The organism is Flavobacterium sp. SORGH_AS_0622 (assembly GCF_030818825.1).
Classification (GTDB): Bacteria; Bacteroidota; Bacteroidia; order Flavobacteriales; family Flavobacteriaceae; genus Flavobacterium.
In genome coordinates this window covers 3,135,136-3,160,872 of sequence record NZ_JAUTAX010000001.1, presented here as the reverse complement: position 1 = coordinate 3,160,872, position 25,737 = coordinate 3,135,136, and the positions used below count along the sequence as shown (strand labels likewise).

22 protein-coding genes are annotated in these 25,737 nt (G+C 38.3%); 14 read left to right on the top strand and 8 right to left on the bottom strand.

Going from position 1 to position 25,737, the window contains the following annotated elements; genetic code table 11:
• Window positions 1–40 precede the first annotated feature (40 nt).
• The 3 genes from mobC to QE431_RS13485 are packed head-to-tail and all read right to left on the bottom strand — an operon-like array spanning window position 41 to window position 3,676.
• Window positions 41–2,029 carry a conjugal transfer protein MobC gene (mobC, locus tag QE431_RS13495; RefSeq protein WP_307296730.1) on the bottom strand — a complete coding sequence of 663 codons (1,989 nt, stop codon included), beginning with the start codon at window positions 2,027–2,029 and terminating at the stop codon, window positions 41–43.
• 19 nt (window positions 2,030–2,048) lie between these two features.
• A complete protein-coding gene (locus QE431_RS13490; protein ID WP_307296728.1) occupies window positions 2,049–3,299 on the bottom strand; it encodes a relaxase/mobilization nuclease domain-containing protein in 1,251 nt (416 codons plus the stop codon).
• A complete protein-coding gene (locus tag QE431_RS13485; RefSeq protein WP_307296725.1) occupies window positions 3,284–3,676 on the bottom strand; it encodes a plasmid mobilization relaxosome protein MobC in 393 nt (130 codons plus the stop codon). Before QE431_RS13485 ends, QE431_RS13490 begins: the two co-directional genes overlap by 16 nt.
• A 398-nt stretch (window positions 3,677–4,074) precedes the next feature.
• Between QE431_RS13485 and QE431_RS13480 the strand changes: the two genes are divergently transcribed.
• The 3 genes from QE431_RS13480 (at window position 4,075) to QE431_RS13470 (ending at window position 6,451) form a co-directional block, all read left to right on the top strand.
• Complete coding sequence (locus QE431_RS13480) at window positions 4,075–4,365, top strand: hypothetical protein (protein WP_307296723.1); 291 nt, start codon at window positions 4,075–4,077, stop codon at window positions 4,363–4,365.
• Between the two features lie 207 nt (window positions 4,366–4,572).
• Complete coding sequence (locus QE431_RS13475) at window positions 4,573–6,096, top strand: DoxX family protein (RefSeq protein WP_307296721.1); 1,524 nt, start codon at window positions 4,573–4,575, stop codon at window positions 6,094–6,096.
• 91 nt (window positions 6,097–6,187) lie between these two features.
• Window positions 6,188–6,451: a hypothetical protein gene (locus QE431_RS13470; RefSeq protein ID WP_026983230.1), complete on the top strand. Its 264-nt coding sequence runs from the start codon at window positions 6,188–6,190 to the stop codon at window positions 6,449–6,451.
• A gap of 73 nt (window positions 6,452–6,524) precedes the next feature.
• Here QE431_RS13470 and QE431_RS13465 read toward each other — a convergent pair whose 3' ends face one another.
• The 3 genes from QE431_RS13465 to QE431_RS13455 are packed head-to-tail and all read right to left on the bottom strand — an operon-like array spanning window position 6,525 to window position 13,606.
• Window positions 6,525–9,179, bottom strand: coding sequence for a prolyl oligopeptidase family serine peptidase (locus tag QE431_RS13465; RefSeq protein ID WP_307296719.1), 2,655 nt, complete (start codon window positions 9,177–9,179; stop codon window positions 6,525–6,527).
• A gap of 10 nt (window positions 9,180–9,189) precedes the next feature.
• A complete protein-coding gene (locus QE431_RS13460; RefSeq protein WP_307296717.1) occupies window positions 9,190–10,572 on the bottom strand; it encodes a RagB/SusD family nutrient uptake outer membrane protein in 1,383 nt (460 codons plus the stop codon).
• Between the two features lie 13 nt (window positions 10,573–10,585).
• Complete coding sequence (locus QE431_RS13455; RefSeq protein WP_307296715.1) at window positions 10,586–13,606, bottom strand: SusC/RagA family TonB-linked outer membrane protein; 3,021 nt, start codon at window positions 13,604–13,606, stop codon at window positions 10,586–10,588.
• Window positions 13,607–14,119: 513 nt separating this feature from the next.
• Here QE431_RS13455 and QE431_RS13450 point away from each other — a divergent pair.
• The 3 genes from QE431_RS13450 (at window position 14,120) to QE431_RS13440 (ending at window position 15,550) form a co-directional block, all read left to right on the top strand.
• Window positions 14,120–14,386, top strand: a complete 267-nt coding sequence (locus QE431_RS13450) for a helix-turn-helix domain-containing protein (RefSeq protein ID WP_307296713.1) — start codon at window positions 14,120–14,122, stop codon at window positions 14,384–14,386.
• Window positions 14,387–14,516: 130 nt separating this feature from the next.
• Window positions 14,517–14,780 (top strand): hypothetical protein, encoded by a 264-nt coding sequence (locus QE431_RS13445; protein WP_307296710.1) that lies wholly within the window; start codon window positions 14,517–14,519, stop codon window positions 14,778–14,780.
• A gap of 2 nt (window positions 14,781–14,782) precedes the next feature.
• Window positions 14,783–15,550, top strand: coding sequence for a hypothetical protein (locus tag QE431_RS13440; protein ID WP_307296708.1), 768 nt, complete (start codon window positions 14,783–14,785; stop codon window positions 15,548–15,550).
• Window positions 15,551–15,763: 213 nt separating this feature from the next.
• On the opposite strand, the gene QE431_RS13435 is transcribed toward QE431_RS13440, so the two are convergent.
• Both QE431_RS13435 and QE431_RS13430 read right to left on the bottom strand, forming a co-directional pair.
• Window positions 15,764–15,940 (bottom strand): histone H1, encoded by a 177-nt coding sequence (locus QE431_RS13435; RefSeq protein ID WP_042565375.1) that lies wholly within the window; start codon window positions 15,938–15,940, stop codon window positions 15,764–15,766.
• 77 nt (window positions 15,941–16,017) lie between these two features.
• Window positions 16,018–17,691 carry a helix-turn-helix domain-containing protein gene (locus QE431_RS13430; RefSeq protein WP_307296703.1) on the bottom strand — a complete coding sequence of 558 codons (1,674 nt, stop codon included), beginning with the start codon at window positions 17,689–17,691 and terminating at the stop codon, window positions 16,018–16,020.
• Window positions 17,692–18,022: 331 nt separating this feature from the next.
• Here QE431_RS13430 and QE431_RS13425 point away from each other — a divergent pair, with 331 nt between their 5' ends.
• From QE431_RS13425 to QE431_RS13390, 8 genes are all read left to right on the top strand, one after another.
• Entirely contained in the window at window positions 18,023–18,628 is a 606-nt protein-coding gene (locus QE431_RS13425; RefSeq protein WP_307296700.1) for a hypothetical protein, read from the top strand.
• Between the two features lie 336 nt (window positions 18,629–18,964).
• Window positions 18,965–19,834: an AraC family transcriptional regulator gene (locus QE431_RS13420; RefSeq protein ID WP_307296697.1), complete on the top strand. Its 870-nt coding sequence runs from the start codon at window positions 18,965–18,967 to the stop codon at window positions 19,832–19,834.
• A gap of 56 nt (window positions 19,835–19,890) precedes the next feature.
• The gene (locus QE431_RS13415) at window positions 19,891–21,084 is read left to right on the top strand and encodes a hypothetical protein (protein ID WP_307296694.1); all 1,194 of its coding nucleotides are present in this window, start codon (window positions 19,891–19,893) and stop codon (window positions 21,082–21,084) included.
• Window positions 21,085–21,282: 198 nt separating this feature from the next.
• Window positions 21,283–21,744, top strand: coding sequence for a hypothetical protein (locus QE431_RS13410; RefSeq protein WP_307296691.1), 462 nt, complete (start codon window positions 21,283–21,285; stop codon window positions 21,742–21,744).
• Between the two features lie 178 nt (window positions 21,745–21,922).
• The gene (locus QE431_RS13405) at window positions 21,923–22,207 is read left to right on the top strand and encodes a DUF4134 domain-containing protein (protein ID WP_223704658.1); all 285 of its coding nucleotides are present in this window, start codon (window positions 21,923–21,925) and stop codon (window positions 22,205–22,207) included.
• A 12-nt stretch (window positions 22,208–22,219) separates the two neighbouring features.
• Window positions 22,220–22,546 carry a DUF4133 domain-containing protein gene (locus tag QE431_RS13400; RefSeq protein WP_307296689.1) on the top strand — a complete coding sequence of 109 codons (327 nt, stop codon included), beginning with the start codon at window positions 22,220–22,222 and terminating at the stop codon, window positions 22,544–22,546.
• A gap of 20 nt (window positions 22,547–22,566) precedes the next feature.
• A complete protein-coding gene (locus tag QE431_RS13395; protein ID WP_307296687.1) occupies window positions 22,567–25,038 on the top strand; it encodes a TraG family conjugative transposon ATPase in 2,472 nt (823 codons plus the stop codon).
• 9 nt (window positions 25,039–25,047) lie between these two features.
• Window positions 25,048–25,731 (top strand): conjugal transfer protein TraI, encoded by a 684-nt coding sequence (locus QE431_RS13390; protein WP_307296685.1) that lies wholly within the window; start codon window positions 25,048–25,050, stop codon window positions 25,729–25,731.
• The last annotated feature ends 6 nt before the right edge of the window (window positions 25,732–25,737 follow it).

The following is a 25,737-nucleotide window of genomic DNA, read 5'->3' as shown; positions in this document are numbered from 1 at the left end:
AATTATATAAACCGCTAATTTATTTTTGAGCGGTTAACATTTACTTTTCTTTTTTGAGAACCAGCGGGGAAAGCGCCGGATTTTTAATTATCCTTTCCATTTCGCTGTGGATTATTTCCTGAATCTCAATTTTGATCTGAAGGTAATTTTTTTGGATGATGACATTATCAATGGCTCGAATGATGGGGATTTCCTTGTAATTATCGGTCTCTTTTTTTATTTTTTCGTGGTCGTTGATGATCTCGCAGTGAAAGGTTTTAAGCTCAATGCGGCAGTCCGGATTATCGGCTGTCATGCCGACAAATTCCCCCGAACTCAGCGTAGAGATCTTGGATGGCGGTACTGCAGATTCGAGCTGTCTTGAACGGCTTATCGAGGTGTCGCTGCTGTTGATGGAGAGGCTTTCGCGATCCTGCATTATCTTTCCGAAACGCTCTGATAGCTGTTTGGCCGTATCTCCGCTGACCTGTCCTGAAACAATATTTCCAACAATGTTGACAATCACGTCAGCCTGCTCGCGTCCGTAGTCCTTACGCAGCTGGCTGAAGTCCTGAATTCCAAGGCAGGTGCTCACTCTGTTGCTTCTTGCAGTCGCAATCAGGCTGTCGATATTGTTGAGATAGATAGTGGGAAACTCGTCAAAAACAAGGCTGCTTTTAAGTTTCCCCTTTTGGTTTACCTGTTTGATCAGACGGCTCACGAAAAGGGAAAGCACCGCTCCGTAAGTCTGTATTTTCTGCGGATTGTTTCCCATTGAGACAATTTTCGGATCGGTTGGATTATTAATATCAAGTGTGAAATCACTGCCCGAGAGCACGTAGTAAAGCTGCGGGGAGGAGAGTTTTGCCAGCGAGATTTTAGCCGAAGCGATCTGGCCCTCCAGCTGGTCGACTGCCTCCTGCTGGAACGCACTGACAAAGGGATTGATCAGCACTTCAATCTCTTTTTCGGTTCTGAGAATAGTGAAAAGGCTCTCGTAATCGGTCTGTATCATTTCAATGACATGGGGCAGGGTGCAGTACTCGCCATCGCTGTATTTTCTGAGGTACCAGATGACTGCCGTCAGGAAATTTATGGGCGATTCGACAAAGAAATCCCCCTGTTTTTTGATCCACTCCCGGTTGAGCCCCATAAGGATGGTGCGCGCCGATTCAGCGGCATCGGTAATGTCTGACATTGCTGCAGGATCGAGAGGATTGCATCTGTGGGTACGGGAGAGGTCATCAAAATTTATGATGTAAAATTTTGGCTCCACGGCATAAAGATGACGGAATTCCAGCCAGGCATTATAGGCGATGATGGTAAGGTCATCGAACTTAAAATCATATATGAACATGGAAAATCCCTTGGCGATATGCTGGGTGATTACATGTCGTATTACGAAGTAGGATTTTCCAGAGCCGGGAGTTCCGGGAACCAGAATACCGCGAAAAGGATTTATGATATTGATCCAGCTGTCACGCACTTTGTCTTTGAGATGGTAACGGGCGGGAAGGTTGACGGAATATTCATTTTCAATGAGCCTTTCCTCCTGAGGGAAAGTTTCATTTTCCTTATTGAAAATATCTGCAGGACCAAGCTTTCTGCGTATGATGCGGGAGATGAGCGTGCCACCGGAAAGCATCAGCAGATAGCCCAGAGAACACAAAGAAATATACAATACTGAACACAGCTCAATATCTGAAAAGATTACAAGAGCCAGATAAGATCCAAAGTAAAACACCAGCCCCAATGCCATATAATAAAAAGCAGTTCTGAAATGGAGCTTTTCATCTTTTCTTCCCCTTGCACCCATTAGGGAAATAACCAAGAATCCAAGCGCAAAAAGCTTTGATTTATGGAAGCTGTCCAGAAGCCCCGTACGATGGATATTCTCCAGAATCCTGATTGCAAAATCGGGCGCAAGATTCCACCGGCTGAACGAATCGAAGCAGTAATAATAAAAATGGATGAGCAGCACTGCGATACCCATCAGTCTAGTCATATCCAATATTTTTCTAAGCGCCTGTTCATTTTCTCCTGTCTGCATGCTCATGATTTTTTAAGTATTAACGGTTATCAGACTGTCCTTTTCTTTTTCTTTTTTTCCGTTTGTTTTTAAGCTGATTGGGAACGTAATCTGAAGGTGCTCCCGCATACAGTACATCATCAATTATCCGCTGCACTTGCGCTGCGGAAATAAAAGAACCCCGGTTCTGAGCAGTACCATCAGGAACGGTATAATGTTTCTCAGAATTAAAGGAATGCCCCAGACGCTGAAGCAGCCCTTTGGCTGCATATTCAGCGCCGAGACTGCTTCCGTTGAAAACGCATCTGGTATAATGATCTATGTAGGTCATGCCGTAGATTATCCCATGTTCATTTTTTCTGACAACTGCCGTGATGCCCTGATTTGCCAGCCGTGTTTCGAGCTGTGATAGCGTAAGGGACGGGTATTTTAAAAGCAGCAGATCGATGGCATTTCGGGTTCTTTTCATGTTTACAATACGCGCCGTTTTAGCTGAGGCAAAATTAATTTCAAGCCGGGAAAGGGTAGGTTTGGAATAAAAACTGCTGGCTTTTATGGGAACCCCGACGGTCTTTTTATTCTCATCGATAATCTGGTAGATCAGCCCTTTGTTCTGAAACATTTTTGAATTTTCCTTTCCTCTTTCCGCCTTGACGTTATACAGATTCAATACTGCGTTAAGCTCGCCAAGGGTTGTGTATTTGTAGTGCGGAATAACTGCGTTTAGTACGCTGCCGATAGCTCTTTTGGAATCCACTGCGCCGTATTTTACTTTTTCCACATCAATGGAATCCATTAGTGCAGGACCCTGTTTTTTTCTTGAATCTGCCCGAACCAGATTAAAAGAAATCTCCAATTCTCTGCGGGCCGTTTCGGACTGGTATCTTCCAATATTGTGCATGTTGATCCTGGATCCATCTACTCTCACATTTATGGACGCGATATGCAGGTGTGGATGTCCCGAATCGTGGTGCTGGTAGACCAGATAGGGCTGTGCGCCAAATCCAATTTTCTCCATATAAGAAGAGGCAATCTCCATGAGTTTCTCTTTTGATAAATCCTTGTCCGAACGGTCAAAATTCAGTGAGATGTGCACTGCGCCGCGCTTTACATTTTCATTGAGCTGGAGCTGTTTTAGAAATACGCCGAGCTTAAATGATTCTGACATTTTTTCAATATCGGCTGGATAATTTCCCTCACCGATGCACACCGCGCACCCCTGGGCAACTTTATTCTCATTGTATATGAGAATTCCTCGTATCGATTGTCCCGTGTTTATGACTGCAACCATTTCTGGGCAAGATTTTCAATGTGTTTTTTAATTTCGTCCACCAGCGAAAAAAAATTATTCCTGTCTAAATCATACGCTAGAATCCATACTCTGAAATCGGAAATTTCAAAAAGGGTATGGAGTTTTTTAACGCTCTGATTGAAATTGTTTCCCATGTAATTCAGCTGGATTTTGAGCTGGATAAGCTCCTGCAGCAGCTTATCCAGCGACTCGTTTCTATATCTCATTACAATGGGTTTTCTCAGCAGATTTCTGCGCACGAAATCACTGCGTTTGCGGCAGGCTGACGCTTTGAAATTCTTATCAATAAAATCAAATTCTTCTTTAGTCAGCCGGATGTGCAGCCATCTGTTTCTGCTGCTGTTTTTGTCTTCCATAATCTTTTCTTTTCATTGTTTCAATTTCATTCAATCTTAAAGTTTCACTGCCAGCGAGTTCCGAGCAGAGGGGCAGCAAGATTTTTGGTTGTGATACAACCAGACATCTTGCTGACGGCTAAAAACCGCAGTCCGAAAGCTTCTAAAAGGCTTTTTCAGCGTTTTCAATCAGCTGAACTAAAGTTTCATAGCATACAAAAATTCAAAGGAAATCCATATCAGAATCTGCCTTAAAAATTTAAAATGCACCAATTGCAGAGTTACTGCGGATTTACCTGAGGCTAAATTAGAAAAGACGGCCAAGCCAAGCAATCCTCCCCAAATTTTGAGTAGGGTAAATTGGTAGTATACTTTCTAATTTTGCGGTGAGCTAAATATTAATTTTAAAACATTACGTTATGATTACAGCAAATGATGCGGCCAGGGTTTTTGATACGGTGCTGAGTATCCCGGGCATGAACGAGACGGTGAAGATGGATTTGAAAATTTCAAGAAAAAATGTGCTGCTATTAAGCCATCTGATTCAGGACGGACTGAAGATCAGGGAAGGTTCATCAGTCCTTTTGGAGACCATTAGCGAGCAGGGAAGAACTGAATTGGAGAGCCTCTCTGAGGAATGCCTTCAGAAAGCAGGGCTTATAGAACTGCATGAAAAACTTGCCGGAATCAGTGCCTCTATAAAAGGCTGATTGAAAAGAGACTCAACATGATTTATTGCCTGCACGATTCTTACAAAGTGCAGGCATTTTTTTATGCTGCAAATGTAGAAGTATAAAATTGCCTGATTTTCAAAAGTTTTTGGCTTGGTTTTTAAAGTATCTGCACGAAAAATCTGATTTACATTTGCATTAATTACACAGTAGAAAATTTATAATGTATTTTAAAACGATAAGCAAATGACCTTAAGCAATCATGTTAAATATTATATTATCGAGACGATCTGTCTGCTCTATATACTGTTGTTCATTTACGCTTCAATAAGCAAACTAATGGATTTTGAAAATTTTCAAGTTCAGGTTGGACAGTCCCCTTTGATAAGTGCCTTTGCTTCATGGATTGCATGGTTAGTTCTAATTTTAGAATTAACTGTTGCTTTACTATTATGTATACCTAAATTCAGAATATGGGGGCTGTTGGGGGCTTTCAGCTTAATGACATTTTTTACTATATATATATTCATCGTTTTGAATTACAGTTCTTTTGTTCCCTGCTCCTGCGGTGGAATTTTGGAGAAAATGAGCTGGAAAGTACATCTGGTTTTTAATTTTGTTTTTATACTGCTGGCAGCATTGGCGGTTTATTGGCGAACTAAGATTGATCACATAAAAATCTTCAGCTATAATTTAAAACCAGTTAGGAGTATGTTTATCCTCTGTCTTTGCAGCACAGGAATCATGATATTTTTATTCCTGTATTCAGAAGATATTATGCATTATGAAAATCCTTTTATAAGACGTTATGCAAAGCATCCTGTCACATTTCTTTCTAAAAAAAATCTAACGTTTAATTCTTTTTATATCGCAGGAATCTCTCAGGGAAGAATTTATTTGGGAAATTATACGAGCCCTTTACATATTGTTTCGGTGGATGAAAAACTGCAGGACGAGCAAGTGCATCAGATTAGTTTTATCCCCCAAAAAAATCCTTTTAAAAGTATAACAATTAATGTCAGAGGAAAGTATTTTTATCTGAAAGACGGAACGGTTCCCGCGATTTTCAGAGGAAAAATTTCTGATTGGAGAGTTAATAGTGAACTTAAAAGTCTGCCATACTTTACACAGGCAGAACCAATGGACAGTACAGCTGTTGTGTTTCGTTCCAACAATGGTAAGAACCTCGCTCATGTTTTAGGGATATACAATTCGAATGACAAAACAAAAGTGGTTTATAATGACTCTTTGCTTCAAAAGCAGATAGATGGTGTTTTTGATACGGACGGAATATTGACTTACAGTGAGAAGCAGCGTAAAATAGTTTATCTGTATCTGTACAGAAATGAATTTATCGTAGCTGACCAGATAGGCAGACTGACTTTTCGTGGTAACACAATTGATACAACTAGTAAAGCAAAAATAAAGGTCTCTTACATTAAAGACAGCACACAGAGAAAAATGTCAGCTCCTCCTTATGTTGTTAATGCTAAAGCTGCCGTATGTGAAAATCTGCTTTTTGTCCAGTCAAAAATAAAGGGAAGATATGAAAATGATAAACTATGGAACCAGGCATCCATAATCGATGTTTACGATTTAAGTAAGAACGCTTATGTACTGAGCTTTCCGGTTTATAATTTAAAAGACGAAAAAATGAAATCATTCAGAGTAAGCCATACCCATTTATATGCAGTGATTGGACGTGATTTAGTGGTTTATGACTTTAAAGATGAGCTGAGAAATAAGATGGAAAATAAGGATTCAGAATAATTTGAATTTGAAAATATACTGGCCAGTATCAGGAGGCAGATCGAAAACCTGTAAAAAAAAGTAGATCAAAGTTAACTTAATATTTGATATTATGAAAACGCAATTTTTTAAAAACGCAATGCCTTTTGCAGTAGCTGCATTGGGTATTATTGGGGCTTTTACAACCACTTCGATGCAAAGTGCAGAAAAAGAAATGGTTCTTGTTGATGCTTACAATCCGAGTAATTGTCAGGACATTGTCAAACAATGTGATAATCAGGAAAGAACCTACATCTGTAGTTTTAACGGTAATCAGCTCTATGCTAAAGACAATATTGGAAATTGTACAGAGACCTTATGGCAAGAGCAGCCATAAGCTTGTTACTAACTTTTAAAAAACAATGCCGCTCCAAACAGGAGCGGCATTGTGAGTTTTAATTATTTAATGATTAAATATGACCGTTGATCCAGTCAGGTGTTTTTTCATCTTTAAGATAATAATCTAACCATTGTAACACTCGAATGGTTAGATCTTTCTGGTTAACTGGATTAAGGAGTGTGTGGCTTTCTTTTGGATAGAGAAGCATGATGCTTTTTTTGTTTAGCCTGCGCAGTGCCATGTAATATGCTGTGGTCTGGAATGGATCAACCTGTGTGTCTTCTTTTCCGCTCCACATTAAAAGCGGAGTCTGTAAATTTTCAATGAACGCAAGTGGTGAATTTCTGTCAAAATCTTCCCTGCTGGAGAAAGGCGTTTTGTCTCCCATACGCCAGCCTCCTGATGCAAAACGCCATATTTCTGGTCTTGCCGTATTTATGCCTACGGTGAGATATCTTCTTGTCAGGTCTGTTATGGCTCCGCTGGCTATTGCCGTAGCAAATACGTTAGTCTGATTTATAACATATGAAGTTTCGTAGCCTCCGAAGGAATGTCCCATAATTGCAATCCTTTTAGTATCCACTTTTCCTGTTTCCATGATTTTTTTTGTGCCGGAAAGCACACAATCCAAGGTGGAAGGGCCGACATTTTCCTTTTCATGGAGGATGTCAGGCAGAAAGACAAAATAGCCGGTAGTCGTAAAAACACTTGGATTGTAACCTGATTCGTTTTCCAGCGTAGGGTTCCAATATTTGTGGAGTCCGCTGGACTGTATTTCATAAATATATACAATCATGGGGTATTTTTTATTTGGGGAATAGTCTGCTGGGTAATATAAAACACCTTTTAAGTTTTTATTTTTTGAATTCTGAAAAGATACAAGTTCGCTTCTTCCCCAGTTAAAATCATCATGCTGAGAATTACTCTGGAAAATACATTTTTCATTTAAATTGTTTCCCACAGCAATCATCCTCGGAGGAAGATTAAATTTCTGTTCCATACAGAAATAGGTGCCTCTTTTTGATCCTGTAATAAGATTGGAAAAATAGGAATCGCGGGCTATGATTGTCTTTATTCCCTCAGTGGAATTCCACGTGTAAAATCCTGTTTGACCATTTTGGTTTTCACCCCGCATCAGTAGTGTTTTTTTTATATCATATTGCTGGTGCACTAGTCCGTCATAAAGATATTTACGGTTAATTGTTTTAGGTTTCAGATCCAGTTTAAATCTAATTTGTGCTTCCCTGCCATTAGTTAATCTTCTGTTTCGGGTGCCATCCGGTTTAAAAGCCCACAAATCAAATTCGTCATAAAGAAGAATTTCTTCGTCTGAAGAAGTCCAACCGGCATTTCCATAAGGACTGTCAGCTGAAAGCGCGACTACTTTTCCTAAAAAAGGAATGCCAGTTTTTGAAGTTAGGTTGGTATGGGTTTTATCCTTTAGGCAATAAATCCACCAGTTTTTGTCTTTAAAGTACGTGATATATTTTCCTGTTGGAGAAATGGAAATATCATGCATTAATACAGATTGTTTTCTTAGAAGAAGATGTTTTTCAAAAGTGATAAGATCTAAAAGATAATAATCCCTGGGACCTTCAAATTCGAACTGTGGTTCATAGGCTTTTGGATCGGACAGCACAGCGTAGCTGCAGTCAGGGGAAAGCATCATAGAAGACAAGTTATTGTCTGTAATCTGTCTGAATAATTTTTGTTCAGGCATCCATACCGCAATTTTTGGAGTCGAGTAAGAATTTCCGTTTCGCTGCTCCTGTGGGTATATCCATTTGTCATTAGTACTCCAGATCTCTACTTTTGAATCTAATTGATTAAGGGGCGCTTCGCTTTTGTTTTTTAAAGAAAAAAAAACCTTTTTAAGATCGTCTGATATCAGCATCTTATTTCGTGAAGTGGCGGCTATGGAAGCTCCTTTAGGAAAACTATCCACTACATTTAAATCAAGCTGATAAATTTTCTTGTCAGCAATGGTATAGAGAAGCAGTGATACTGGAGCTCCTGCTTTTGAATTACTGCAGAAAGCGACAGCTTTATCAGTTCTCTGCCAGGTAAAATTGTCATAATAGTTTTCATCAGTTTTTACCAGCTGTTCTGACACGGATATATTTTTAAGATCAAAAAGAAACAGGGAATTCTTTCCATTGAGAGTGATGTTATATAACAATCGACTACCTGAAGGGCTCATGGAAAATTTAGTCACATTAGGTATCTCCAGAAGCGTTTTATCTAGCGGGGACTTAACTCTTAAGATACCTTTGTTTTTCTCTGAACGGATAAAAACCAGCAGCAGGTTATTCTGATAGGAATACTCATAATGATCAGCTCCTGTGATTATGTCCTTTTTTCCGTTTTCTGGATTAATGGTGGTTAAGGTATCTCCTTTCATAAAGAGAAAGAGATTATTTTTAGTAAACAAGGACTTTACAGCAGTAGGAAAACTGTAGGTTCTGCCGTCCGTAACGTTGCGCAGGAATAACGTATCGAAGCTGTAGGCGTAATTAATGCCGTAGCTTACCCATTTTTCATTCGGTGCCGTTTTATCTATTTCAAAATTAGACCATAGTTTGTAAGAGGCCTGATCTAATTTCTTTTTTTGCATTACCTGCCCCTTTAAAGGGCAGGTTACTAATGGCAAAATAAAAAATGGAACAAGGTTAAAAAATGGTAAAAATGAGATTTTAAATATTCTCAATGGAATAAATGTTGCCATAATAAAAGGTTTAATATCCAGGATTTTGAGGAAGAAGGTTGGGATTTAAATTAAGTTCATTCTCGGGCAAGGGAAGAAGCTTGTCCGTGGCATCCCAGCCTGGCTTAACTTCTGAGAGCACGGCATCTATTTCCCCAAATCGGCGTAAATCAAAAAAGCGATGTCCTTGTTCTGTAAAAAGCTCCCATCTTCTTTCCTGAAGAATAGCATTCAGGATTTCTTGCGGAGAAACTGCAGCAGTGCTTGCAAGACCTGCCCTGCTTCTGATTTTATTCAGATCCTCTTTTGCCCCAATGAGGTCTCCCTGACGGATCCGCGCTTCAGCTCTAATTAGATATTGTTCGGCAGTGCGAAAAATGATGGAATATTCTTTAGAAACTGAAGTGTTGTTCTGTTCTTTGTATTTGTAAGCATGAGACCATGAACCATTTGCATTGGTAACGGTCCTGATCCAGCTGGCTTTGCGCAGATCGGCATTTGAAAAGGAGTTCAACAGATAGGGGGTGAGTGCTACAGTGGAAGGCGGACCGGCCTGAAAGATAAAAAAGGATCCTTCAGCTGCATTCTGGCCTGCTACCGAGGTCTGCAGCTGCCAAATAGTTTCTTTCGAATTATTTATAAATACCTTTGAAAGATCATTTTCCATTATAAAAAGTTCTGTTTTGTTCAGCACTGCAGAGGCTTCATTTGATGCCTGCTCATACATTTTATTGTAGAGGTAAACCCGCGCAAGAAAAGCGTGGCAGACATATTTATTGGGACGGATTCGATCTGTAGAGCTGTAATTCTCCGGTAATAGATCTATTGCTTGTTTTAAATCATTAATAATATTCTGATACACTTTTTCTTCGGTCATCCTAATGACTTTTGTGTTTTGCTCAAAGTCAGTCTCTTTGATGTATGGTATACCACCGAAAAGATTGAGAAGATAGAAGTGCGATAAAGCCCTGATAAAAAGGGCTTCACCAAGAAGCTGTTTTTTTCGGTCTTGACTGAAATTAATATTGTTTTCGACCCCTTTTAATATTGCATTGGCGGTATAGATCTGGTTGTAGGAACTGTTCCAATATGTCAGTATCACAGTTGATGAAGCAGGAACCGTGTTATCATAAAATGTAAATACTGCATTTGAGGGGAGGCCATAAGCAGTCAATTCATCTGCATAATTTCCAAGCTGGTTTGAAATTCCTATGGTTGATCCGTTCAGAATTCCGTTATCTCTGATCTTTGAATAAATATTGGTAAGAGCGGCATTTGCAGTGTCGTAATTATCAAATACAGCTTGTGCGGTCAGTTGTGACTTTGGAAGGTCAACTTCGACAAAATCAGTACAGGAGCTGAACATTAGCAATATGGCCAGCATTGAAAAAAATGAATTAATAGAATGTATCATTAGAATATCTTTTTTAAAAGGTTAATTGTACCGCTGCAGTCACAACTTTAAGAGGAGGGAGGTAACCGATAGTAGAAAATTCAGGATCGCCGTCCTGATACTTTGTAAAAGTCAGCAGATTCTGAGCCTGCAGCATTACCTTGCAGCTTGTATCTTTCAGGTTTAACGGAACAGTATAGGAAAGCGCAATATTTTTTAAACGGATAAAGCTGGCATCGGTTATGATTGCATTGCTGAGCAGGTAATTATTATTTGCATTTACTACGTTTCTATCTGTGCCAGTTGTATACATTTGATAGGCTGTCTGGTTCCCTATTGTCTGCCAGCTGTCTGTTAATCTTGTCTGCTGATTGGACATCATCCCGGGCGTCCCCATTGGAAATATTCGGTTCTGTTGTTTTGTGAACTGAAAAAGAAAATCAAGATTCCAGCCTTTATAAGTGAGCTGATTTTGTATGCCTCCAAAATACTTGGGATTCAGATCAGCGGTATACTGCCTGTCATAAGGTGAAGATATTACGCCGTCGTTGTTTACATCTTCAAAATCATAAATGCCTGTCTGTGCATTTACGCCCTTAAGTCTATACAGCAGCAGAATATTGAGAGGTTCACCTATTCTGTACTGTTGGCTGTAGGTTGAACCCTCCAGACCAGGAAAACTCAGCAGTTTATTTTTTGCAAAGGTGAGGTTGAAATTGGTAATCCACTGAATATCTGCTTTTTTTAGATTAACTGTACGCAGTGTAAATTCTAAACCTCTATTTTCAACAACAGCATTAAGATTGGCCTGAATGGAGGAAAAACCTGTTGTTCCTGGAAGTGGAATACCTACCAGTTGATTAGAGGAACGGTTTTGATACCACGCTGCCGTTGTGAAGATTCTGTCTCTGAAAAATCCTGTTTCAAATGCAAATTCAAGTTTTTTATTTATCTCCCAACCGAAATCAGCATTGTAAAGCCTTGAAGGGGAAATTCCGGTCACACCATCATAGTTGACACCTGTTGTACCATAGGTGTCAAAAAACTGATAATCTCCAATCTGGTCGTTTCCTGTAGTTCCGTAGCTGCTACGGAGTTTTCCAAAACTGAGCCATGAACTGTTTTTAAAGAAATTTTCATTTGTGAAGAGCCATGCAAATCCCGCCGCTCCAAAGTTGGCGAATTGTCTGCCGGGTCCAAAGCGGCTGGATCCGTCTCTTCTTGCCGTAAGGTTTAAAATATATCGGTCCTGCCAGTTATAGTTTAACCTTCCAAAAATAGCCTGATACTTATATTGTGTTTCATCGTCCAGCTGTATGGTAATGACTTTGGCGGCTGCAAGATTATAAATTAAGCTGTTGGAACTGAAACCGCTCCCTGACTGATAAAGAGCAGCTGTGGTCTGGTTTTGAAAAGTGGTGCCTGCCAATAAATTTATTTTTCCCTTTGCAAATTCTTTTTCCCACGTAAGCTGTGGTTCTATAATCCATGAAGTCCTTGAAGTCTGGTTTTGATAAAGCACTGATCTCTGACTGGTGTAATTGTAAGCGGGGTTAAAGATTGTTGAAGGTGCCGTGCGGGTTTCCTGAGTACCCAGATCAGTAAAACCGAAGTTGCTTTTAATACTTAAACCTTCTGATAGCTCATAAGACAACATAGCGTTTGCAATGAGGTCTTTGGTCTTCGATTCATATTTTGCATTAAGGTTTCGCAGTGGATTTTCCCAAGTCTGATTTTCCCAGTTTAAACTTCCGTCTGCATTGTAAAGTGCAGGGGCGTTAGGTGCCAGAAACCTTGTGGCATTAGTTAGATCACTGGCTGGCTGGTTATTTTTCTGTGCAGAATATCCGCCTGTGAATATCATTTGAAATCTATTATCTTCAGACCTGTGGTTGATATTGACCTGAAACCCTCCTCTGTTATAACCAAAATGGCCCGGAAATACTGTTGATTCACTATGGTAGTTACCACTGAGCAGAAACTGGGTGTTTTTTGAGCCCCCGGAAACAGTCATCTGATTGTCATAAATTTTTGAAGTTCCACCCAGTAGTTCCTGCTGCCAGTCAGTATATCTGTTTTGATCCCAAGTACCGTTAACATCATAATCCGCACTACCATATTGTTTTCCATCATTTACGAAAGCTTGTTTTCGCATTGCCAGATATTGTTCAGTATTCATGAGCTTGAGAAATCTTGTAACGGTTCCGGCTCCCGTACTGCTTGTTATGGTAAATCTGGTTTTTCCGGATTTTCCTTTTTTAGTTGAAATCAATACAACCCCGTTCGCTCCCCGCGATCCGTAAATAGAGGTAGCATCGGCATCTTTTAGAACCTCGATGCTTTCTATATTGTCAGGATTGATGCTGTTCAACGGACTGGTTGAGGTCGGAAAAATGGATGAGGTCTGCCCCGAACCAATAGGGCTGGAAGAATAAGGGACCCCGTCAATGATATACATTGGGGCATTGGCCGCTGATCGCAGGCTATTCTGCCCGCGGATTTTAATATCAAAACCGCCTCCGGCAACTCCAGTAGTCTGCGTGATACTTACTCCGGCCATACGGCCCTGCATGGCAGCCAGCACATTAGTCACAGGCTGGGTTTCAATATCTTTGGAGGTAATTCGGGCAATGCTCCCCGTACGGTCACTTTCTTTTACGGAATAATAACCAGCATTTACCCGAACCTCCTGCAAGGTAGTTGTATCATATTCAAGCTTAATGTCAATTTTAGCTCTGTCATTTACTGGAATCAATTTGGTTTTGAATCCAATAAAAGATACTATCAATGTATCCCTAGAAGAACTTTGAATAGAATAGTGGCCATTGAAGTCTGTGATTACGGCCGAATTCTTAGTGCTTTTAAGCATAATTGTCACTCCTGGCAGAGGAGAAGTTCCGTCACTTACAATACCCTGAACCTGATAGCTCTGGCGAGAAAGTATTTTTGAATTTCGTAAATTTCTGGAATAAACGGTGGAAAAAGACAACAGGATGCCAGCAAAAAATAGGCAATAAAGAGCTCTTCCATCCTTAAAAAATGAAAAATAATTCATAATATTGGGATTGGTTAGTTAAATGGATATTTGATTAGCTAAGGTCCTCTGCTCTAGTTTGGTCGCTGCAGCTGAGGGCCATTTTTTATGCATTAAGTAAACGGCTTAATAACATATAGTTTTTTTTTTACATAGACATTAAAAATTAAAAGGTTCAACTTTGATACTAAGCGAAACTTGAAAGTAAGGTAGGAGAAGAGAATCACTAAGAAAATAAGAAAAAGTTATGACCTAAAAAAAGGCATGGAACTCATCTCACTGCGCCGAAGGTACTGGTATACCGAGCAACAATAAGTGAGCCCACGCCCATAGAAGACGTGAGCATCTTACTTATCATCTCGTTGCTAAAATTACCAGTTTTACGGCGCGAGATTCAAAGCGAATGCTTCAAATATTTTACATGAAGAATCGCAAAATTAATACTAATTCAAGTATTTCGGACATAAAGATATAAAAACTTAATGACATATTCGTCATTGTCTTCGTTTTTTTTTCTTGTTCTCTTTGATATATATGAAACAATATAAAAACTATAAACTATTAAAAGCAATCTCGCTCGTCTCAAAAGAGTATCGAGAACTTAAGAATGTTAATCAACTTGAAGTTAATAATGATATAAAAGAAAATAAAAAAGTTGCGTTTCATATTGGTAGAATTGAAACAGGTAAGAATAATGTTTCAATAAGTACATTGCAACTGTTATGTGAATACTTCGAAATTTCTCTGTCAGATTTTATGAAAAGAGTAGAAGAAATAGAAAATAGTTTGAAATCAAAGTAAAAAATGTTTAGGCATTTTTTTAGCAAAATAAAAAATAAGTTTTTTTAAAGCATGTCTCCATTTTTAACCTAGATCACATTGCCATTCTGCTAGTGGCGAAAATCCAATAATAAAATCATAAAAATAAATCATGGAAGGTGTACAAATATTTGAACAAGAATTTTTAAATAGTGAAGGGAATGTTGTCGGAAAAATGGCCATTCTAGTGGGAGGGCTGCAATCGAGAAATCCTAAAGAATTTATGGACAATGCAGTCCACCAGTACGTTGGTACAACAGAACATAACCAATATATAGAAATTCATATGGATAATCCATGGACAAGATTGATTACTACTGGGATTAATGAATTGCCTTTGAGGCCTTTGAAAATAAGTGATTCATTAAAAAATTAACTATGGTATCAGATCTCTTTCTGAAGCATGTGGGGACTGCACTGCATAGCTGGCTAAATTATATAACAGCGGTTGACCGCAGGTATGTTCTGGCTGAGAACTCCATTATTTATCCCGTTTCTGAATTTATTGGAACAAAGACAGGTACAAATGAAATCTGGCTGGACAGAAACCACCCAAATCTCACAAACAAGAGATTAGATCTGCGATTTTTCTCAATGCTTGACGGACTTCGTCACGAAGTTGCTATGGAATTTAAATATGCTAGATCAGGTTACACTGAAGGAGAAGGTGAACAGCAACGAATATTAAACGATATACTCAGACTTAAACTTTTTCAAGAATCAGAACCAGATAGAAAATCCTATTTTCTAATGTGTGGCGAACAGCTTGATTTTCTAAAATCCTTTCAATCAATTGGATGGAGTGTAAAAATTGACAACGTTGGTAGACCTTTACCTAAAGCTATGGGTATAGATGATATTAAAAACCTAGGATTAATTGAGCCTGAAGGGTTTTATACTAACTGGTTCCCTTTCAAGCAGACCAATAATAAAACAGAATTTCATATCACTGATTCCAAATCAGTTCCGCAAAATCTACTAGATCAATTTTACATTGACTATGAAAAATGTTTTAGGAGTATGACTAGAGCTAAATTTGAATCAACAAAAATTGAAGTAAGACTAGTATATTTGTCCAACTTAAGCACGACAGAAGACATAAATAATCTTATGCGTGTAGGCATTTGGGAAATTTCTGCGAAATAATTCCCGTTGCTTGCTTATGTAAATTATAGAATAAGGCATATTTCTTCCCAGCCCCGATTGAAGTGGAAATCCTTTTATGCCGGGGTTCGGCATACAAGATTGGAGCGTAAAGCGGGATAAGCTGGCATAATCAAATAAAGAAATCAAAAAACAATGGGGCCGAAAAGCCCCATTATCAACCTTTTACATCCAGTAAGACACTGTCCGTAATTCTTATTTCTTTGACTCCTCAATAGAAACTTTTCTAAACTCTTTTAAAAGTTTTTCAATTTCTAAAGATGATTTTCTTGCTCTAGCCCCTGCAGCTTTAACTCCTTTTTCTGCTACAGCTTCAGATTCTGTTTTAAACGTTTCGATTTCAGCGTTGATTTTTGCAACTAGGTCTTTCATTTTACAATTTTTTTAAATTAAGAGGGCAAATGTAAAGTTTTACCATAACTGCAAACGGTATTGGTGACAAAATATTTTCAGGAATTCTCTTTCCTCAGCTTTTTAAGGAAATAACTGAGTGAAATTCCTGTTTTGGAGCGGAAAGCATTTGTTAATCTAGGAGTGGAGGTAAAACCGGCTTCCTCAGCCAGCGAGCTTATCGAGTAATTTCTATGCGCGCTTGAGTTTCGCAGCAGTTCCACCAGATAATCAATTTTCAGGTCATTGATATAATCAGCAAAATGCTTGCCGCTGCGATAGTATATCACTTTTGAAAGGTATTTGCTGTTTGTATTAAACCTTACAGTTAAAGCGGCCACCGTCGCCTCTTTGTGCAGGAATTTTTTATCCCTTTCAAATTTTTCAAGGTGTCTGATAATCTGCTGTACAGTTTCCTGTGCAATATCGGTTATTTCGAATTTTTCGGGTGACTGTTTCTGTATGCTGCTATTTTCATTTTTTTCCAGAAGCAGGTCAAATTTTATCTTATTGCGCTTTTTGGTTTCAAAGTGGTTATAGGTGCCATAAATGACAGCAGAGAACAGAACCACAACTACGCTGATTAGAATAACGTCATAATATTTCTCTTTTACAAGCTGCTGTTGTATTTTTTCTTTTTCCAGCAGAATTTCCTTAGTATCATACTGCTTATGGATTTTTCCCATTAGATACCTATTATTATCTGTTAATACAGAATCCGCTTTTAAAAGCTGGTCCATATAATAAAGCTGGGATTCCAGATTATTTTCCTTTTTGTAATATTTAATCAGTAATTCAAAAACCTCCCTTAAATCCGGACGCATGTAGCCTTTCTCAATAAATGCCTTTTCCACTTTTTTGAAGTAGGGAACTGCTTTTGCAGCAAGCTGAAGTTTCCAATAGTTTTTTCCGATATAAAAATTTGCAATAGATACGTTGGCAAATTCTGTCATGCCGTTTAGGTGAGGCAGAACCTCCTGAAGCGTTTGTATAGAGGTGTAATAGTTATTTAGAAAGAACTGGTTGATTCCTTCTGAGTGTTTGAAAAATAATTCCATTTCCGGAATTTTCAGACGCTTACATTCTTCAAGTCCTAATGCATTAGTCTGCGAACATCTGCTGTAATCCCCAGCCTTATTATAGCAGACACTTAAGGAATGCAGTGAATTTAAGTAGGGTCGTGCCTGATTTTTTTTAAAATAGGCAAGGCAGTCATTAAAGAGTGAGATAGCTTCATCATAAAAACCGAGATAATATTTAATCTGTGCAATATGATATTTGGTTTTGTAGATCAGGTAATCATTTTCAGTTTTGGAAATGCTTTCGTTTGCCTTAATGTAATAGTCATATGCTTTTACATAGTTCTTTTGGCTGTAATACACTATTCCTTTAGATAAAAAAGCCGATCCAATCAGTTCATTGCTTTTTGATTTTGCAGCTGCCATCACCATGCTGTCAGCATATTTTAATCGAAGATTCATAGGGGACTCATGAAGTATGTTTTGATATGCATTAACCGTCTGTTCATGATTCTTCTCCGTTTTTGCCTTATTTAAATAGGCGTATAAATATGGGGAGGCTTTCAGACTGTCATTTTTGTATTCATAAATTCTATCATCCAAATATTCATAACTTTTAAAAGTAAGGGAATCAGGAATTCTGTTCGGAGTATTCTGGGCAGTTAAAGATTTAATTATAAATAGAAGCAGCAGTAACGGTAAATTACATTTCATAATACATAGAAATTTTGAGATTATGCATTGATAAAAGCATAAATCAGGTTAATAAAATCAATGTAGAGGTAGTTAGAGAGCAACTTTCAAAAATACTTTAAATATTTGAATTGCAATATTTAATGTAGGAAAAATACATTGCTGATTTCATGAAAATCGATAGTGGATTTTCCGAAAATCCACATACAAGTGCTTGATTTATGATTTTTTGCAATTTAGATTTGCCTTGAATTCAACAGCAAAAGATTCAGTAAAGCACTGAGCAAAAGTTCTGCTGGCCCGGGCAAAATGGACTGAGAAAAATTCTCAATTAACCAAACCATTTTGCATTATGAAAAATTTACTATTAACTGGTTTAATTATTTTTTTAGGTTCATGTTCAAATGACAGTTTAGACAATTCCGATTTAAGTCTGATTTCGAAAGGAACAAATAACAAAGGAGAAAGTTTAGATTTAAAAAAAAGAACTGCTTCAAAGGAAAACTTTAAGGAAGTTGCGGCGGGAGATTATATACTTCTGGTTCCTGCCCAATTAAAAGAAAAGATCATTTCAGTATTAAAAGCCCAACATGGGCGAAATGAACTAAAGACTTTTGAGAAAAGCAGTTCTGCTTTAGATACAATTTCATCTACGGAGGATCCTGTCTCAACATTATACATAATTGTTGATGAAAGTACACTGAGATCATCATTGAAACTTGATGTGAAGGGATATATAGTTAATCTCGGAAATCTCCGCGGCCAGCAGTACCAGATCGTGGATGATTTTATAATTCAATATGAGATTTCAAAAAGACAGGATTCGACACTTCTAACAGATGAAAAGGAATCCATTTTATCTATTTCATCCATTTCGGAAGCAGTTTTATTTAGTGAAAAGGAGAGAAAGGATAGGGACTGGGAGACCTCTACAACCAGTAAGCATAACGACTATTGAAGTTTTAATAGTGCTGGTTCAATTAAACTGTGAACAACTTAAAAATAAGTGATTTAATAATTTTCTAATCTGTCTGAATATGAAAAAGCGTGCTTTGTTTTATATTTTATTATTCTTTTTCAATCTCTTGAGTCTTTATTTTATAATGAAGCTCTTTGCGGCCGATCAGCTTGTCCGTTACGTTTTAAACGAAGACAATATTACTGAGAGCCCCAGATTAACAGCGTATGTTTTATACGTGTGCTGTCTGTCAAATTTGTATTTCCAGTTTCTAATATGGATGGAATATTTCTTCAAGGATAAAATCTAAAAGCAGATCTGCGCAAAAGACAAAAAATGATTAGAGAAATTTTAAATACAGAAATTAAAAGCATTGAAAATGACGGTATCGATGTACTGCTGCTTTCAGAATACAAAGTGAAAAATGTACTGGAAGTTCCATTTTCCATTTCGAATTTTTCAGTGCTTTTAATCAAAAACGGCAAAATGAATATTAGATTTCATGACGAGGCCAATATATTGAAACGCAGAGATTTATTTTTAATTCCCTATAATTCAGTCTGCACCAAACTTGAGGTAACTCCTAACATCCAGCTTTATCTTATAAGGACAAATTTTGATTTTGCCCATAATAACTGTTATGAGAAAGAGCTTTTGGATGCTTTCAGCTTTTTAATGCTGAAATCTGATCAAAAGATCAGCCTGAAGGAGAATGATTTTAAAGTCTTATCGGTAATTTATAAATTGATGAGTGTGCTGCAGTACGGAAATGAAAGACCAGATATTATTATTAAGCTGCGCCGGATATGCTTTAATCTGTTTATATATGAACTCAAGTTTATACATTCCAAATATAAACCAGAGCTCGATCTTGATTTTTCAAGAAGAGAAAGCATTGTAATCCAATTCCTGACTTTACTTTCAATACACTTCAGAACACAGCATCATGTGCAGTTTTATGCGGGTGCTTTATTCATTACTCCGGGGCATCTGAATAAGATGGTTAAAGAGAGCACAGGAAAAACTGCGAAATCCTTTATAATTGAAGCTCTTGTCAATGTTTCGAAAAATCTTCTTACTGATTCCAGCTATACTGTGGTCAATATTGCCGATGAACTACAATTCAGCAGCCCTGCAAACTTTGGCGTATTTTTTAAAAGACATACCGGCATGCTCCCAACAGAATTTCGTTCCAATAAAAAGTAAGCTACCAAATCCGCTTCTTATTCTGCCAGAGACTGTTTAATTAAAACGATAAGACGATGAATAAAATGTATCCTTTGGAATGGTTTGATTCGTTGATTATAAATTCATTTGATGCTGATAATTCTTCTGTAAAAGTATCGGAATATGAATTGGAGAATTTGAATAAAACAATAGTATCTGAATCAAAAAAAATTAAAATTCATATTAAATATTCTTTTTTCGAGCTGAAAAGTAAAAGGCAGATTAGACTTCTTATAAGAAAATATCATTCTTCATTGGTTTTCTTAATAGACAGGGTAGTAGAGATAAGAAAAAGAGAAAAATTCAACACTCCTGAATTTTTAAGAATATTTGACATGATCGTTAATTCCCTGGAAGATTTGCTGTCATTTGTAGAAATCAGATATTCGTCCTTTATGAGTCTGGACCAGAGGGTATCCTACAGCTATTTTTCAGTATGGAAAAAGGAGACGCTTACGATTTTAAAGCATCTAGGTAAAAAAGAACAAAACTCAGCAGATCATGATCAAGAATTGCAATTTATTACAGATCTTCTCGCGGCGCCGCTGCATAATTCCAGAAACACAAAATTTACATACCGCCAGATTTTGTATTACAGGGAGATAATCACTGAACTGCAAAAAATTAAGCATCCAGTTTCTGAAACAGAATGTATTTCAGATCTTGATCTTATGCTTATTAGAATGAATTTTAATTCCAGAGAATATGCAGAGAAACTGGCTGCTAAAATTGGATGCTATTTAGAAGGTTTTGAGAATTTATCGGAAAGGCTTGAAAAATTACTTTACATCTGCAGCAGACTATCTAAAATAAACGCAAGCTTAAAATTAACCTTTAATCCATCACAGCAGAATCTGATTTTATTTTTGGAATACTGGTTTTCCAGCGAATTAAGATATGTTGAAAAGAAGGCTGCAATCGAAATGCAGCAGCAGACGGCCAATTATGCTGGAAGTGAATTTGTAGAGAAAGCTGATTCCAAGCTGGAATGTATGCTTTCAGGAGATCAGATTGGACTTATTTTAAGGGCGACAGACGAAGCGAGAATTATTAAGGCCAAGTCTATGAACTACATATTTAAAAGCATTGTACCTTATCTCTCTACTCCAGTAAAGAGAAATCTTTCTTACCAGTCAGTCAGAAGCAATTCATATAATGCGGAAGAGCGCGATAAGGAAATTGCTATTGAAAGTCTTGAGAAAATAATCCGTAAAATAAAAACATATTAGAATTTATTGCCCTGTATAATTTGGCAGCCCTTTAAATTCAAGCATTTTGAAAGGATACAAAAAGGGTACAGAAAAGTTGTACTTGTAGAAAATTTATCCTTGTCGTTCCTTTGGCCTGTAGAATAAATCCCGCCAGCTTTTAACTGACGGTGGTTTTCATAGAGAAGGATAAAATGTTGAACGATAAAATGAGGAGCTATGTTTACAAATATTTCATGGGGCAGTTATCTGACCGCGGCCGGTATCGCTGTAATTTTCTGGTATCTGATAATCTTACTAAAATTTCACAGTAGTGATTTAAAAAAAATCTTATCAGGTGAAAAGAAACTGCAGATACCATTTCTAAAAAAAACTACGATAAATTCACAGGAAATAAAATCAATATCCGATTCATTTCCCAAATCTTTTGATACGCTGGAAGATGCGGAAAATCTATCGCTGCGTATTAAAGAAGCAGTTAAAGAAAGTGCAGAAAAAAGACTAACAAAACAGCAGTTTCAAAACTACCTGCGAATGCTTCTGGATGAATATCCTTATGTGAAAATTTCCTCTCTCAAGGAGAACATTAATCAGCTTATGGTTTCTGAGTCCCAACTATATCCCAATCTTCTTTTAAGTCTGAGCGAAGCAGACAGTCTCTGGGAAGGACCGGTATTTTAAAAAAATCAGAAGAGGAATATTCCCCGTTCTCTCTGGTGCGGTATGGCTTTGTGTGACAGGAAAAATAGAGCTGCAACGGCGTTATTCCTCTTCTTTTTATAAAGAATAACTTTAAAAATGATGTGTGATGAAAAAATGCAGATGGAAATTAAAAAGTCTTTTTAGACGATTTAGAGCTATGGGATCGTCGCTGCTGATGATTCTGGTTAGTAATGTTATTTACAGCCAGGATGGTGTGGCGGGAATTAATGAAGCCAACCAGAAAGTGAGAAGTTACTTTGATGCCGGCACTGAATTAATGTATGCGGTAGGAGCGATCCTCGGGCTGATAGGGGCAGTAAAAGTATACCAGAAATGGAATGCCGGAGATCCTGATACCGGAAAAGTCGCAGCTGCCTGGTTTGGAAGCTGTGTGTTTCTGGTGGTAGTCGCTACTGTAATTAAATCCTTTTTCGGGGTTTAAACGATAGAGAAAATGAGTAACAGCGTTTATTCGATCAATAAAGGAATCAATCAGAGTATAGAATTTAAGGGGCTTAAAGCGCAGTACATCTGGTATTTGGGCGGAGGTGCTGCAGGTCTTATGATTCTGTTTGCTGTCTTGTATATAATTGGAGTTCCTTCCCTGATATGCATTGGTTTTATTGGAACGGCAGGAGGTTTTCTTGTTTTTAAAATATACAAAATGAGCAATACTTACGGAGAATACGGCATGATGAAGGCTCTGGCTAAAAAACAGGTACCAAAGTGGATTAAAGTTTACAGCAGAGCGGTTTTTGTGAGTTATAGCTGTAGATCGTAAATGATAAAAGTGTATAAAGGATGGAGAAGAGGATGGAAAATATGCTGCCGGTTATGGCAGTGGAGCATAACTGCATATTGTCAAAACAAGGAGATGTAACCATTGTATTTAAGGCTGAACTGCCTGAAATATTTACAATGTCGGATCAGGAATATGAAGCTTTCCACCAGTCGTGGATAAAGGCTATAAAGGTACTGCCGAAATTCTGTGTTTTTCATAAGCAGGACTGGTTTTTAGAAAGTTCGTACAAGGCTGATTTTTCAAGTGAAGACAGCAGTTTTCTGACCAGAAGCAGCGAGCGTTTCTTCAACGAAAGACCTTTTCTAGATCATTGCTGCTATATCATGCTGACCAAGAAACCAGCGGGAAGAAGAAATGCAACCTCATTGTTTTCTAATCTGCTTAGAAGTTCCATAGTGCCGGTGGAAACATTAAAACCGCAGCTGCTTCAGGATTTTGCAGATACTTGCGGCCAGTTTAAGAGAATTATGGAAGACAGCGGATTTATAAAGCTGGAGCGTCTGCAAAATGAATCGCTCAGAAGCGAAAGCAGAAGAATCGGGCTGGTGGAAAAGTACTGTTTTTTATCAGAGCAGGAAAATTCATTCGTTTTTAAGGATATAAGATTTGACGAAGGATTATCAGTAGGGGATAAACACTGCCAATTGTTTACACTTGGTGATGCGGCTGATCTGCCTGGATTATGCGGATCAAGAATCAATTTTGACCGCTATTCGACCGATAAGACCAAATTCAGCGTTGGTTTTGCTTCAACGCTCGGCCAGCTTTTATCCTGCAGTCATATTTACAATCAGTATATCTTCATTGAGGATTCACAGAAGACCATCCAGAAGCTTGAAAGCAAGCGGCTCAGACTGCAGTCGCTATCGGCTTACAGCAGGGAGAACATGATTGCAAGAGATGCGACGAATGATTTCCTGAACGAAGCAGTATCACAGCAGAGGCTTCCGGTTAAAGCGCATTTTAATGTACTGGCCTGGAGCACGGATAAGGAAGAACTGAAAGAGATTAAAAATAAAATATCTTCTGCGATGGCTCAGATGGATGCGTCGGCAAAACAGGAAACAGTCGGGGCTCCGCAGATCTACTGGGCAGGAATTCCGGGAAATGCAGCTGACTTTCCCATGAATGACACCTTTGATACCTTCACGGAACAGGCAGTATGTTTTTTGAATATGGAGACCGGCTACAGATCTTCGCTGAGTCCGTGCGGCATCAGGCTGGGAGACAGGCTGACAGGAAAACCAGTTCATGTGGATATCAGCGATGAGCCTGTTAAGATGGGCATCTGTACCAACAGAAACAAATTTATACTGGGGCCATCTGGAAGCGGCAAATCCTTTTTTACCAATCATATGGTAAGAAGTTATTATGAGCAGGGTACCCATATCGTGCTGGTGGATGTTGGGCACAGCTATAAGGGACTCTGCGATATGGTCAACGGATATTATTTCACTTATGATGAAAAGAATCCTATCCGTTTTAACCCATTTTATATTTCAGAAGGAGACAGTCTGGATACGGAGAAAAAAGAGAGCATTAAAACGCTTCTGCTGGCACTCTGGAAAAAAGACGACGAAACCTTTAACCGGAGCGAGTATGTAGCACTCTCCAATGCCCTGCAGCTGTATTACGAGAAATTGGATTCTAATGAACAAATATTTCCCTGCTTTAACAGCTTCTATGAATTCCTGAAAGAGGATTTTATCTCCATTTTGGAAGGCGATAAAGTAAAGGAGAAGGACTTTGACGTAAATAATTTTCTGTATGTACTTCGTCCGTATTACAGGGGAGGTGAGTTTGACTATCTGCTGAACGCAACCGAAAATCTGAATCTTCTGAAAGAACGTTTTATTGTCTTCGAGCTGGATAACATCAAAGACCACCCGATTCTTTTTTCTGTAGTGACCATCATAATAATGGAAGTTTTTATAAATAAGATGCGAAAGCTTAAAGGGATCAGAAAAATGATACTCATTGAGGAAGCATGGAAAGCACTGATGAAGGAGGGTTTTGCAGATTATATAAAATATCTTTTTAAGACTGTGCGTAAATTCTTCGGGGAAGCAATAGTGGTAACTCAGGAGGTGGAGGATATTATTTCTTCACCAGTGGTCAAGCAGGCTATTATCAACAACAGCGACTGCAAGATCCTTCTTGACCAGAGTAAATATCAGAATAAGTTTGACCAGATTCAGGAGCTGCTGGGACTAACTGATAAAGAAAAGGCGCTGGTTTTATCAGTAAACAAAGCCAATGATCCAGCCAGGAAATACAAGGAAGTTTTTATCTCTTTGGGAGGGATGCTTTCCAAGGTATATCGCACGGAAGTTTCGCTCGAGGAATATCTGGCGTACACAACGGAGGAAAGCGAGAAAGTGAAAATGAATGCCTACGCGAAGAAGTTTGGAGGGGACATAAAGAAAGGAATAGCCGCAATGGCTCAGGATATGAGAAATGGAATTAAATGAAAAGGAATAATGAAAAAGAAATTAATTGTCTGTTTGGTCTGCCTGCTGCTGGCCGGCACTTCGGCGAGACCTGCTGAAAAAGTAGCGGTACTGCCGATACTTGAGATTGTAAAAGCAGTAACCAAGAAAGTAATTAAAGCAATCGATCTTCGAATCCAAAGACTGCAGAATAAGACCATCTGGCTTCAGAATGCACAGAAGCAGGTGGAAAATGTACTATCCAAACTAAAACTAGATGAGATCTCGGACTGGACCCAGAAACAGAAAGATCTTTACAAAGGCTACTATGAAGAGCTGGCAAAAGTAAAGTCAATTATTACCTACTACCAAAGGATAAAAGAAATTACCAGAAAGCAGACACAGCTTGTTCAGGAATATGAAAGAGCCTGGAATCTTTTTAAGCAGGATACCCATTTTAAAGACAGTGAAATCCAGTACATGGAGCGCGTTTATACAGGAATACTGGAGGAAAGTGTGAAGAATATCGACCAGATTTTTTTGATTCTGGATTCTTTTGCCACCCAGATGAGCGATCTCAAACGTCTTGAAATCATCAACAAGGCTGCTGACCAGATTGATGGAAACTACGATGACCTTACAATGTTTAACCAGCAGAACATACTGCTGAGTCTTCAGAGGGCCAAAACAGAAGCAGATGTAAACCGGGTGAAACAATTTTACGGAATTCCATAATTTATT